The following is a 12475-nucleotide window of genomic DNA, read 5'->3' as shown; positions in this document are numbered from 1 at the left end:
ACGAACAAACTGCCCCGGTGACCGGTTACCACCCGACCGCCCCGTCCGGCGGTGCCGTATGAGCGGGTTCGGGCGGCTGCTCGCCGCCGCCGCCGGAGCCGCCGCCGCCCGGTACGCGCTGCGGGAGATCCGTACCGCCCCGGTCGGGCCGGCGCTGGAACGCACCAACTTCCGTGGCCGTACCGTCAGCCTCGCCGCCGGGCCGGCGCTGGCCGTCGGGGCGTCCGGCGGGGGAGCGCTCGGCGCGGGCAGCGTCCCGGCCGGTGCGGCGGTGCTCGTCGCCGGCCTCGGCGCGGGCGCGGTCGGCCTCTACGACGACGTGGTCGGCGCCCGCCCGGAGCAGAAGGCCGCCAAGGGCTTCGCCGGTCACCTCGCCGCCCTGCGCGCCGGCCGGGTCACCGCCGGCCTGGTCAAGGTCGCCGGGGTGGGCGCGGCCGGGCTCGCCGCCGCCGCGCTGCTCGCCGCCGACCCCCGGGTCGCCGCGCACCCGCGCCGGCAGCGCCACCGCACCCTCGGCCGCACCGTCGACGTGCTGCTCGGCGCGGGCGTGGTGGCCGGCACCGCCAACCTGCTCAACCTGCTCGACCTGCGCCCCGGCCGGGCGCTGAAGTCGGCGGTGCTGCTCGGCGTCCCGCTGGCCGGTGGCCCGCACGCCGGCATCGCCGCCGGGGCGGTCGGTGCCGCCGGTGGGCTGCTCGACGAGGACCTGGGCGAGCGGGTGATGATCGGCGACAGCGGGGCCAACGCGGTCGGCGCGCTGCTCGGGGTGGCGCTCGCCGCCCGGACCGGCCCCGTCGGCCGGGCCGGTCTGCTCGCGGTCCTCGCCGGCCTCACCGCGGCCAGCGAGAAGGTCAGCTTCACGGCGGTCATCCAGCGCACCCCGGTGCTGCGGGAACTCGACGCGCTGGGCCGGCGATCCGACTGACGTGACCAGACCGGCACCCCTCGCCGCCGCCGGTCGGGTGGCCGGCGCGGCCGCCCTGATCGCCGTGCTCACCGTCCTGGCCCGGCTCGCCGGGTTCGGCCGTACCGCCGTGTTCACCTGGGTCGTGGAGGGCAGCGACCTCGGCGGCATGTACGTGATCGCCAACACCGTCCCCAACATCATCTTCGAGATCGTGGCCGGTGGGGCGCTGGCCAGTCTCGTCGTACCGCTGCTGGCCGGGCCGGTCGCGGCGGGTGACCGGCGGGCGGTGGCCGCCACCACCGGCGCGCTGCTGACCTGGACGGTGACCCTGCTGGTGCCGCTCGCGGTGCTGGTGGCGCTGCTCGCCGACCCGATCGTGGCGGTGATCTCCGACGGGCGCTCCCCGGCGGAGCTGGCCGCCGGGGCACGGATGCTGCGGGTGTTCGCCCCGCAACTGCCGCTCTACGGCATCGGGATCGTGCTCACCGGGGTGCTCCAGGCGCACCGCCGGTTCGCCTGGCCGGTCGTCGCGCCGCTGCTGTCCAGCCTCACCGTCGTGGTGGTCTACCTGGTCTTCGGCGCCACCCAGGGCCGGGACGCGAGCATCGCCCAGGTGAGCCGGGCCGGTGAGCTGGTCCTCTCCGGCGGCACCACCCTCGGCGTGGTGGTGCTGTCGCTGTCGCTGCTGGTCCCGCTGCGCCGGCTCGGGCTGGCCTGGCGACCCGGGTACGCCTTCCCCGCCGACGCCCGCGCCCGGGTCGGCGGGCTCGCCGTCGCCGGGGCGGTCACCGTCACCGCCCAGCAACTCGCCCTGGTGGTCATCCTCAACCGGGTCTCCGGCGGCCCGACCGGCTCCCCGCAGGTCTACAACCTCGCCCAGACCATGTACCTGCTGCCCTGGGCGGTGCTCGCGGTGCCGCTGGCCGTCGCCGCCTACCCGGGGCTGTCCGCCGCCGCTGCGACCGGCGACTCCGCCGGCTACCGCGGCACGGTCGCCGCGACCACCCGGGGGGTGCTGCTGTGCAGCTTCCTCGGCGCGGCGGCCCTGGTCGGCACCGCCGAACCGGTCGGCCGGTTCTTCCCGCTCGGCGCGGAGCCGACCGCCGCCGCCATCGCCGGGTTCGCCCCCGGACTGGTCGGCTACGGCCTCTTCGCGGTGCTGTCCCGGGCGCTCTACGCCCGGGGGGCCACCCGGGCGGCCACCGCCGCCATCACCACCGGCTGGCTGGTGGTGCCGCTGGTCGCCGTACCGCTGGCGGCGCTGCTGCCCCGCGCCGACCGGGTGCTGGCGGTCACCCTGGCCAACTCCGTCGGCATGCTGGTCCTCGGGGTGCTCCTGGTCGGCGCGGTGTCCCGGGCCGCCGGTCGGGCCGCGCTCGCCGGCGCCGGTCGGGCCGCCCTCGCGGGTCTGCTGGCCGCGCTGCTCGCCGCCCCGGCCGGCGTCCTCACCGCCCGGCTGCTCGCCGACGGCGGCACCCCGACGACAGCGGGGGCACTCGTTCAGGGCATGCTGTCCGGGGCCGTGGTCGGCGTGCTGTTCCTCGCCGTCGCCTGGCTGGTGGACCGGCGGGACGTCGGGCCGCTGCTCACCGGCGTCCGTCGCCGGCTGGGCGGCCGGCGACCGGCGGGTGCCCCGCAGGACGGCGTTCCCCGCGACGCCGGTGACGGGAAGGAGACCCTCTCCCCATGACCGACGCGACGCCCGCCCCCGACCCCCGGGGCACGGTGGTGCTGCTGCTCGCCTCCAGCACCGGCGGGGTGGGGCAACACGTCCGGTCGGTGGCCCGGGGGCTCGTCGAGGCCGGCCAGCCGGTGCTGGTCTGCGGCCCGGCCGCCACCGACGAGCAGTTCGCCTTCGCCGCCACCGGGGCCCGGTTCACGCCGGTGGAGATCTCGGCCAACCCCACCCCGGCCGACGCCCGCGCGGTCACCGCGCTGCGCCGGGCGCTGGCCGGCGCGGACGCCCGGGTGGTGCACGCCCACGGGCTGCGTGCCGGGCTGGTCGCGGCGCTCGCCCGGCCCACCGCACCACTCGTGGTCACCTGGCACAACGCGGTGCTCGCCGGTGGGCTGCGCGGGCGGCTGTCCCGGCTCGCCGAGCGGGTGGTCGCCCGGTCCGCCCGGGTCGCCCTGGGGGCGTCGACCGACCTGGTGGACCGGGCCGCCGCGCTGGGTGCCGCCGACGCCCGGCTCGCCCCGGTCGCCGCGCCGGCCCTGCCCGCCGCACGGCGTCGCCGGGCCGCCGTCCGCGCCGAGTTCGGCGTCGCCGGTGACCAGCCGCTGGTGCTCTCCGTCGGCCGGCTGCACCCGCAGAAGCGCTACGACGTGCTCGTCGACGCCGCCGCCCGGTGGCGGACCCGCCGGCCGCCGCCCGTGGTGGTGGTCGCCGGCAGCGGCCCGGCGTACCTGGCGCTGGCCGCCCGGATCTCCGCCGCCCGCGCCCCGGTGACCCTGCTCGGGCACCGCACCGACGTGGCGGACCTGCTCGCCGGCGCCGACCTGGCGGTGGTGACCAGTGACTGGGAGGCCCGGCAACTGTTCGCCCAGGAGGCGTTGCGGGCCGGCGTACCGCTGGTGGCGACCGCCGTCGGCGGGCTGCCCGAGCTGGTCGGCGACGGCGCCCTGCTGGTCCCGCCCGGCGACGTGGACGCGGTCGACACGGCCGTCCGGTCGCTGCTGGACGACCCGGGCCTGCGGGCCGACCTGGCCTGCCGGGGCGTCGCCCGGGCCGCCGGCTGGCCCACCGAGGCGGACACCGTCGCCACCCTGCGCGCCCTCTACACCGAACTCGACACCGACCCGGCCGGTGCCCCCGGGCACCGGGACGGCGCCGGCCGCGCCGGCCCGGCGACCTCCGGCACCGATGGCCCCGCGACGGGACGCGCCTGATGCTGCGCCGATTCACCCCGGTCCTGCTCACCCTGGTCGTGGTGGTGCTCGGCGTCACCGCGCTGGCGGCCCGCCCGGACACCAGCCCGCCCCGGCGCACCGCCGACTACGTGGTCCTGGCCGGGGTGGCCGGGCTGCGCTGGGCCGACGTCGACCCGCAGACCACCCCGACGCTGTGGCGGATGGCCCAGCAGGGGTCCATCGGGTCGTTGTCGACCCGCTCCGCGCACCGCCCGACCTGCCCGGTGGACGGCTGGCTCACCCTCGGTGCGGGCAGCTACGCCGGCTGGAACGGCAACCGCCCGACCGGCGGCTGCCCGGCGACGGAGGTGACGGTCGAGCAGCCCGACGGGATCGGCGCGAACCTGCCCGACCAGGAGGGCGTGGTCGCCTACAACGCCGACCGGCAGCCCTGGGGCACGGTGCCCGGCTCGCTGTCGGAGTCGGTGCGCTGCTCGGTGGCGATCGGCCCCGGTGCCGCCGTCGCCGCCGCCCGACCCTTCGGCCGGGTCGACCGGTACGCCCCGGAGCTGCCGGCCGACCCGTCCGAGCTGCTCGGCTCCTGCGTGCTGAGCATCGTCGACCTGGGTACGGTCAGCGGCGAGGATCCGGCGGCCCGGCGGGCGGCGGCCCGGCAGGCCGACCAGGCGCTGGCGAAGGTGCTCGCCGCCCGGCCGGAGCGTTCCCTGGTGCTGGTCGCCGGGGTGTCCGACACCGAGGCACCGGCCCGGCTGCACGTCGTGGTCGCCGACGGACCCGGCTGGGAGAACGGCTGGCTCACCTCGCCCAGCACCGGCCGGGAGGGCTACCTGCAACTGGTGGACCTGGCACCGACCGCGTTGAGCGCGCTGGGCCGGCCGATGCCCGAGCGGATCTTCCTCGGCCGTCCCGCCGTCAAGGTCGACGACCGCCCGGACGACCTGGCCACCGCGATCATCGCGCCGGCCGACGCCGACCGGGAGGCCGCCGCCCAGCGGGCCGTGGCCGGGTGGTTCTTCGCCCTGCTCGCCGCGGCCCAGGTCGGCCTCGCCATCGCGGTGCTGCCGCTGTTGCGCCGGGCTCGTCGGCTCGCCGGCCCGCACAGCCCACCGCCGGTCTCCCGCCGCATCGTGGCGACCGTGGAACTGCTGCTGATCGCGGTCGCCCTGGCGGTGCCGGCGGCCCTGCTCGCCGACGCGGTGCCGTGGTGGCGGGGTGACCACGCCGGGGTGTACTTCGCCGGGGTGACCGTCGCGTTGATCGTGGGCGCGACCGCGCTGGTCCGGTTCACCCCCGGCCACGACCGCACCCTCGGCCCGCTCGGCGCGGTCGCCGGCCTGGCCACCCTGGTGGTCGGCGCGGACGTGCTCAGCGGGGCCCGGTTGCAGCTCAACGGCGTGGTCGGCTACTCCGCGCTGGAGGGCGGCCGGTTCTCCGGGCTGGGCACCGTGGGGCTGGGCGTCTTCCTCGCCGGTTCGCTGCTCAGCGCCGGCTGGCTCGCCCAGCGGGTCCGCCGGCAGTGGCGGCCGATGGTGGTGGTCGCGGTGGGCGGGCTGGCCGTGGTGGTGATCGGCAGCCCCTACCTGGGTGCGGACTCGATCGGCGCGATCGCGTTGACCGCCGGGGTGGCGGTGGCCGCCGCGATCAGCACCGGCGGCTGGCTGACGGTCAGCCGGCTGGTCTGGGCGACCATGGCCGGGCTGGCGCTGACCATCGGCTTCGCGGTGGTGGACCTGCGCCGGCCGGTGGAGGAGCGGGGTGCGCTGGGCCGGTTCCTGACCGCCCTGGGCGAGGGCACCGGCGGGCTGACCGTGCACCGGTCCAGCACCGCGAACTTCCAGACGTTGGTCAACAGCCCGCTGACCGTGCTGGCGGTGGTCGGTCTGCTGCTGGTCTGGTTCGCGCTGCTCCAGCCCTGGGGCGGGCTGATGCGGCTGTTCGGCATCTATCCGGCGATCCGGGCGGCGCTGGCCGGCACGGCGGTCGCGGCGGTCATCGCCGGGCTGCTGGGCGGCACCGCCCTGGACGTGGCCGGGGCGGCCGGCGCGCTGGTGGTGCCGATGGCGGCGCTGGCCTCGCTGCGGGTGCTCGACCACTCCACCGACCGTACCGTGCCCGATCCGGGCCATCCCCGGCCCGACGCCCCGGGCGGTCCATCCGGCGTCCGCCCACCCGACGGCGACCCGGCCGGCGGACGGCCCGCCGACGGCCCGGGCAGCGGGCCGCAGCGGCATCCGGCGGCGTCCTCCGACGGCGACCCCCCGGACGGCGCGCCGCAGCGGCGGGTGACGGAATCCGACGGCGACCGGGGCGGTGCGCCGCCCGACCGTGGGGACCGGCCGGCGGGGCGGGAGGCGGTTGCGGTGCCGGCGGCGCGTACCCCCGCGACTGCGGATCCGGCGTCGACCGAGGTGGCGGCCGGTCGGTCCGGCCCGGGGTCCGGATAGCCCGGGGTCGGGTGCGACGCCGGGTGGACCCCGGCGAGGTGTTACCGTGGAATCCCGTGGATCGCGTGATCACTTTGCTGATCGGCACGGCGGTTCGCACGACCGCTACGGACGACACGGGAGCAGGCCTTGGCCCCATCAGCACGGACGACCCGGCACATCTTCGTCACCGGGGGCGTCGCCTCCTCGCTCGGCAAGGGCCTCACCGCCTCCAGCCTCGGCAATCTGCTCACCGCGCGCGGGCTGCGGGTGGTGATGCAGAAGCTCGACCCCTACCTCAACGTCGACCCGGGGACAATGAACCCGTTCCAGCACGGTGAGGTCTTCATCACCGAGGACGGCGCGGAGACCGACCTCGACGTCGGGCACTACGAGCGGTTCCTCGACCGCGACCTGTCCGGCAAGGCGAACGTCACCACCGGGCAGATCTACTCCGACGTGATCGCCAAGGAACGGCGCGGCGAGTACCTGGGCGACACCGTCCAGGTCATCCCGCACATCACCAACGAGATCAAGGCGCGGATCCTCGGCATGGCCGACCCGGACGCCGACGGCCAGATCCCGCACGTGGTGATCACCGAGGTCGGCGGCACCGTCGGCGACATCGAGTCGCTGCCGTTCCTGGAGGCGATCCGCCAGGTCCGGCACGACCTCGGCCGGGACAACTGCTTCTACCTGCACGTCTCGCTGGTGCCCTACCTGGCCCCGTCCGGGGAGCTGAAGACCAAGCCGACCCAGCACTCGGTGGCCCAGCTGCGCAACATCGGCATCCAGCCGGACGCCATCGTGCTGCGCTGCGACCGGGAGATCCCGCAGAAGCTGAAGGAGAAGCTCTCCCTCTACTGCGACGTCGACTCCGAGGCGGTCGTCGCCGCCCCGGACGCCCCGAGCATCTACGACATCCCGAAGGTGCTGCACCGCGAGGGTCTCGACGCGTACGTGGTGCGCCGGCTCGGCCTGTCCTTCCGGGACGTCGACTGGACCAGCTGGGACGACCTGCTGGACCGGGTGCACCAGCCGCACCACACGGTCACCGTGGCGGTGGTCGGCAAGTACGTCGACCTGCCCGACGCCTACCTGTCGGTCAGCGAGGCGATCCGGGCCGCCGGCTTCGGCCACCGAGCCCGGGTGCAGCTGCGCTGGGTGCCCAGCGACGACTGCGTCACCCCGGCCGGGGCGGCGTCGGCCCTGTCCGGCGTGGACGGCATCGTCATCCCCGGCGGCTTCGGCGTACGCGGCATCGAGGGCAAGATCGGCGCCTCCCGGTACGCCCGGGAGAACGGCGTACCGCTGCTCGGGCTCTGTCTCGGCCTGCAGTGCATGACCATCGAGGTGGCCCGCCACCTGGCCGGTCTGGACGCGGCGAACTCCCTCGAATTCGACGAGGAGGCCAAGCACCCGGTCATCGCCACCATGGCCGACCAGGAGGACATCGTCGCCGGTCGGGGTGACCTGGGCGGCACCATGCGGCTCGGGGCGTACCCGGCGACGTTGACCCCGGGGTCGATCGTGGCCGAGGCGTACGGCGCCACCGAGATCAGCGAACGGCACCGGCACCGGTACGAGGTGAACAACGCCTACCGGGACCAGCTGACCAAGGCGGGCCTGCACATCTCCGGCACCTCCCCGGACGGCCGGCTGGTCGAGTTCGTCGAGCTGGACCGCGGCCTGCACCCGTTCTTCGTGGCCACCCAGGCGCACCCGGAGCTGAAGAGCCGGCCGACCCGCCCGCACCCGCTGTTCGCCGGGTTCGTCAAGGCGGTCGTGGCGTACTCGCAGGCCGACCAGCTGCCGGTGGACCTCGACCCGGTGGTCGAGGCCCCGCGGACCGGGGTGACGCCGGCCGGGACCGCGCCGGCCGGGACCGCGCCGGCCGAGCCGTCGAAGAACGAGGCGCCGACGGCGAAGGCCGCGGCCCGCAACGGCGCGGCGACGAAGGCGTCGTCCGCGTCGTGAGCGCCGTCGAGCACCGCTACGAGTTGCGCTCCCGGGCCGAGCGGTACACCGGCCGGATCTTCACCGTGGTCAGCGACGAGGTGACCATGCCCGGCGGGGGCACCGCCACCCGGGACTACGTGCGGCACGTCGGCGCGGTCGCCGTGGTCGCGCTGGACGGGGCCGGCCGGGTGGTGCTGGTGCGGCAGTACCGGCAGCCGGTCGGGCGGCACCTGTGGGAGCTGCCCGCGGGCCTGATGGACGTCGCGGGCGAGGACCTGCCGGTGGCCGCCGCCCGGGAGCTGGCCGAGGAGGCCGACCTCACCGCCGGCCGGTGGGACCTGCTGGTCGACGTGCACACCTCGCCGGGTTTCACCGACGAGGTGGTCCGGGTGTTCCTCGCCCGGGAGCTGGCCGAGGTGCCGGTCGGGCAGCGGCACGAGCGGCACGACGAGGAGGCCGACCTGCAGGTCGTCCGGATCGACCTGGACGAGGCGGTCGGCATGGTGCTGGCCGGGGAGGTCACCAACGGTCCGTGCGCGGTCGGGCTGCTGGCCGCGGCCCGCGCCCGGGACGCCGGCTGGTCGGTGCTGCGCCGGGCCGACACCCCGCTGCACCGCTGATCCGGTACGCCCCGCAGGGGCCGTCGCGGTCCGCCGCGCCGGCCCCTGCGGCGTTCCCGGTCGCCGGCCCCTGCGGCGTTCCCGGTCGAGCCCCGCACGGACCCGCTGTGCGGTGGCGGGGACACGGGCCTGCCGGGCGGGTTTCCCGACCGGCGGACCGGGCCGACCGGTGCGACCATGGGAGGGACGTCGAACGGCAGGCCCGGGCGGTATGCCTGACACACCGTCAGGCGGAACGGGCACCGGTTGTCACTGTGCCAACCGCCGACGGGTGGCAGCGCGCCTAGACTGCCGCCGGCGGAACCGGTGGACCGCGTCGGCAACGGAGCCGGCCGGGCACCGCGCAGTCCGGGGGGCGACACCCCGGAGGAAGGTGTCTGCATCGTGAAGGTCGGAATCCCACGCGAGGTCAAGAACCACGAGTACCGCGTGGCGATCACGCCGGCGGGCGTCAACGAGTTCGTCCGCCACGGTCACCAGGTCTTCGTCGAGGCGGGCGCCGGGGTCGGGTCCAGCCTGACCGACGAGGAGTTCGTCGCGGCCGGGGCCACCATCCTCGGCACCGCCGACGAGGTGTGGGACACCGCCGAGCTGGTGCTCAAGGTCAAGGAGCCGATCGCCGAGGAGCACCACCGGATGCGTGCCGGGCAGGTGCTCTTCACCTACCTGCACCTGGCGGCCTCCAAGGAGTGCACCGACGCGCTGGTCGACCGGAAGGTCACCGGCATCGCCTACGAGACCGTCGAGCTGCCCGACCGGTCGCTGCCGCTGCTCGCCCCGATGTCCGAGGTGGCCGGCCGGCTCGCCCCGCAGGTCGGCGCGTACCACCTGCAGCGGCAGGGCGGCGGCCGGGGCATCCTGATGGGCGGCGTCTCCGGGGTGTACGCGGCGAAGACCGTGGTCATCGGCGCGGGCGTGTCCGGCATGAACGCCGCCGCCATCGCGCTGGGCCTGCAGGCCGAGGTGCTGCTGCTGGACATGAACGTGGCCCGGCTGCGGCAGGCCGACGCCATCTACCGGGGCCACCTGCAGACGGTCGCCTCCAACGCCTACGAGGTCGAGCGGGCGGTGCTCGACGCGGACCTGGTCATCGGGGCGGTCCTCGTCCCGGGGGCGAAGGCCCCCACGCTCATCTCCAACGAGCTGGTCTCCCGGATGAAGCCGGGCAGCGTGCTGGTCGACATCTCCATCGACCAGGGTGGCTGCTTCGAGGACTCCCGCCCCACCACGCACGCCGAGCCGACCTACCAGGTGCACGACTCGATCTTCTACTGCGTGGCGAACATGCCCGGCGCGGTGCCGCACACCAGCACGTACGCGCTGACCAACGTCACCCTGCCGTACGCCCTCGAACTGGCCGACCACGGCTGGCGCGACGCGCTGCGCCGCGACCCCGCCCTGGCGCTGGGCCTGAACACCCACGACGGCCGGGTGGTCTACGGCCCGGTCGCCGAGGCGCACGGGATGGCGACCCTTCCGCTGGCCGAGGTGCTGGCCTGACCGACCAGAGCCGCGCCGACGGGGCCGGGGAGCCGGCACCGGCCCTGCGGCGGGTCGTGCGCGGCTACCTCGACCACCTCACCGTGGAGCGGGGGCTGGCGGCGAACACCCTCACCGCGTACCGCCGGGACCTGGAGCGTTACCTGGCCACCCTGGCCGCCGCCGGGGTGGCCGACCTGGCCGCCGTCGGGACCGGGCAGGTCGAGGCGCACCTGGCGCGGCTGCGGGCCGGCGACGCGGACCACCCCCCGCTGGCGGTGACCTCGGCCGCCCGGGCCGCCTCCGCCGTGCGCGGGCTGCACCGGTTCGCCCTCCGGGAGGGGCTGGCCGGTGCCGACCCGAGCCGGGACGTCCGGCCGCCTGTCGCGGCCCGCCGGTTGCCCCGGGCGTTGCCGGTCGACGACGTGGTCCGGCTGCTGGACGCCGCCGGCGCGGTCACCGCCACCGGCGACGGGGCGGCCGTCACGCTGCGCGACCGGGCGCTGCTGGAGTTCCTGTACGGCACCGGCGCGCGGATCTCCGAGGCGGTCGGCGCGGCCGTGGACGACGTGGACGTCGACGAGGGCACCGCGCTGCTGCGCGGCAAGGGCGGGCGGACCCGGCTGGTGCCGGTCGGCGGGTACGCCGTGCGGGCGCTGCGGGCCTACCTGGTGCGGGCCCGGCCGGCGCTGGTCGTCGCCGGCCGGGGCACGCCGGCGGTCTTCGTCAACGCCCGGGGCGGGCCGCTGACCCGGCAGGGCGCGTGGACCGTGCTGCGGCGGGCCGCGCGGCGGGCCGGGCTGCCGGTGGACGGCCCGCAGGCGGTCTCCCCGCACACCCTGCGCCACTCGTACGCCACCCACCTGCTCGACGGCGGCGCCGACGTGCGGGTGGTGCAGGAACTCCTCGGCCACGCCTCGGTCACCACCACCCAGGTGTACACGTTGGTCACCGTGGACCGGCTGCGCGAGGTGTACGCCACCACCCACCCCCGCGCCCGGGACACCCGCCCGCCCACGGCCGCCGACGGTCGGGTGCGAGCCGGACCGCCGGGCGGCTGACGGTCGGGCGCGGACCCGACCGCCGGGGCGCTGACCGGCCGCTACACCCGACACGCCGGACCGGTGCCGAACGCGCTGGTCGTCGGTGGCGTAGAGTCGGCATCGGCGCGGACCTCCTGGGCGACAACCGGGGTGCGCAGCGGCGCCGCGAAGGACGTCGGACTGCTCCGACGCCGGGTGGTCGTCGGGAGGGGGCAACGAGGACATGGCTGGCAACGGTGATCGTGCCGACGCCTGGACGTCGGAGCTCCGTGAGCAGCAGGCGTCGCTCGGCGCCGACCTGGGTCCGGCCGACCCGGCCGCCTACACGATGCGCAAGCCGATCCCCGAGCCGATGCCCACCGACCGGCACGGTCCGGCCCGGATCATCGCGATGGCCAACCAGAAGGGTGGCGTCGGCAAGACCACCACCACCATCAACCTGGGTGCCGCGCTGGCCGAGTACGGCCGCAAGGTGCTGCTGGTCGACTTCGACCCGCAGGGCGCGCTCTCGGTGGGGCTGGGCGTGAACCCGCACAACCTCGACCTGTCGGTCTACAACCTGCTCATGCAGGACGACGTGATGGCCGAGGACGTCCTGATCAAGACGGACGTGGCCGGGCTGCACATCCTGCCCGCCAACATCGACCTCTCCGCCGCCGAGATACAGCTCGTCAACGAGGTCGCCCGGGAGATGGCCCTGGCCCGGGTGCTGCGCAACGTGCGCAAGGAGTACGACTACATCCTGATCGACTGCCAGCCCTCGCTGGGCCTGCTGGCGATCAACGCGTTGACCGTGGCCCACGGGGTGCTCATCCCGCTCGAGTGCGAGTTCTTCAGCCTGCGCGGGGTGGCGCTGCTGCTGGACACCATCGACAAGGTCCGCGAACGGCTCAACTTCGACCTGGAGCTCGAGGGCATCCTCGCCACCATGTACGACAGCCGCACCACCCACTGCCGCCAGGTGCTCCAGCGGGTGGTCGAGGCGTTCGGCGACAAGGTCTACCAGACCGTCATCACCAAGACGGTGAAGTTCCCCGAGTCCACGGTGGCCGGAGCGCCGATCACCACCCTCGACCCGGCCTCCTCCGGGGCCCGCAACTACCGGCAGCTGGCCCGCGAGGTGATCGCCGCCCAGGCCGACCGGTAGGCCGGGGTGCGCCGTCGCCGCGCCAC

At 75.9% G+C, this 12475-nt stretch carries 9 protein-coding genes; all 9 read left to right on the top strand.

Annotated elements, in window-relative coordinates:
• Nucleotides 1-58 precede the first annotated feature (58 nt).
• The 9 genes from O7625_RS26270 to O7625_RS26230 all read left to right on the top strand — a co-directional run bounded on the left by O7625_RS26270 (nucleotide 59) and on the right by O7625_RS26230 (nucleotide 12449).
• A complete protein-coding gene (locus O7625_RS26270; RefSeq protein WP_282342438.1) occupies nucleotides 59-925 on the top strand; it encodes a hypothetical protein in 867 nt (288 codons plus the stop codon).
• Between the two features lies 1 nt (nucleotide 926).
• On the top strand, nucleotides 927-2597 hold the full coding sequence (locus tag O7625_RS26265) for a lipid II flippase MurJ (RefSeq protein WP_282342437.1): 1671 nt from the start codon (nucleotides 927-929) through the stop codon (nucleotides 2595-2597).
• Nucleotides 2594-3796 carry a glycosyltransferase family 4 protein gene (locus tag O7625_RS26260; RefSeq protein WP_282342435.1) on the top strand — a complete coding sequence of 401 codons (1203 nt, stop codon included), beginning with the start codon at nucleotides 2594-2596 and terminating at the stop codon, nucleotides 3794-3796. Before O7625_RS26265 ends, O7625_RS26260 begins: the two co-directional genes overlap by 4 nt.
• A complete protein-coding gene (locus O7625_RS26255) occupies nucleotides 3796-6222 on the top strand; it encodes a hypothetical protein (protein ID WP_282342433.1) in 2427 nt (808 codons plus the stop codon). The genes O7625_RS26260 and O7625_RS26255 overlap by 1 nt, the downstream gene beginning before the upstream one ends.
• Nucleotides 6223-6351: 129 nt before the next feature.
• Entirely contained in the window at nucleotides 6352-8178 is a 1827-nt protein-coding gene (locus O7625_RS26250; protein ID WP_282342432.1) for a CTP synthase, read from the top strand.
• Nucleotides 8175-8780, top strand: a complete 606-nt coding sequence (locus O7625_RS26245; RefSeq protein WP_282342430.1) for an NUDIX hydrolase — start codon at nucleotides 8175-8177, stop codon at nucleotides 8778-8780. The genes O7625_RS26250 and O7625_RS26245 overlap by 4 nt, the downstream gene beginning before the upstream one ends.
• A 384-nt stretch (nucleotides 8781-9164) precedes the next feature.
• A complete protein-coding gene (gene ald / locus O7625_RS26240) occupies nucleotides 9165-10280 on the top strand; it encodes an alanine dehydrogenase (RefSeq protein WP_282342428.1) in 1116 nt (371 codons plus the stop codon).
• Entirely contained in the window at nucleotides 10277-11320 is a 1044-nt protein-coding gene (locus O7625_RS26235) for a site-specific tyrosine recombinase XerD (protein WP_282347093.1), read from the top strand. The genes ald and O7625_RS26235 overlap by 4 nt, the downstream gene beginning before the upstream one ends.
• 205 nt (nucleotides 11321-11525) lie before the next feature.
• Nucleotides 11526-12449, top strand: coding sequence for a ParA family protein (locus tag O7625_RS26230; protein ID WP_067315071.1), 924 nt, complete (start codon nucleotides 11526-11528; stop codon nucleotides 12447-12449).
• The last annotated feature ends 26 nt before the right edge of the window (nucleotides 12450-12475 follow it).

The organism is Micromonospora sp. WMMD714, from assembly GCF_029581315.1.
In the GTDB taxonomy this organism is placed as follows: Bacteria; Actinomycetota; Actinomycetes; order Mycobacteriales; family Micromonosporaceae; genus Micromonospora; species Micromonospora rifamycinica.
Note: the sequence above shows the minus strand (reverse complement) of the source record. Positions and strands in the feature narration are given on the sequence as shown.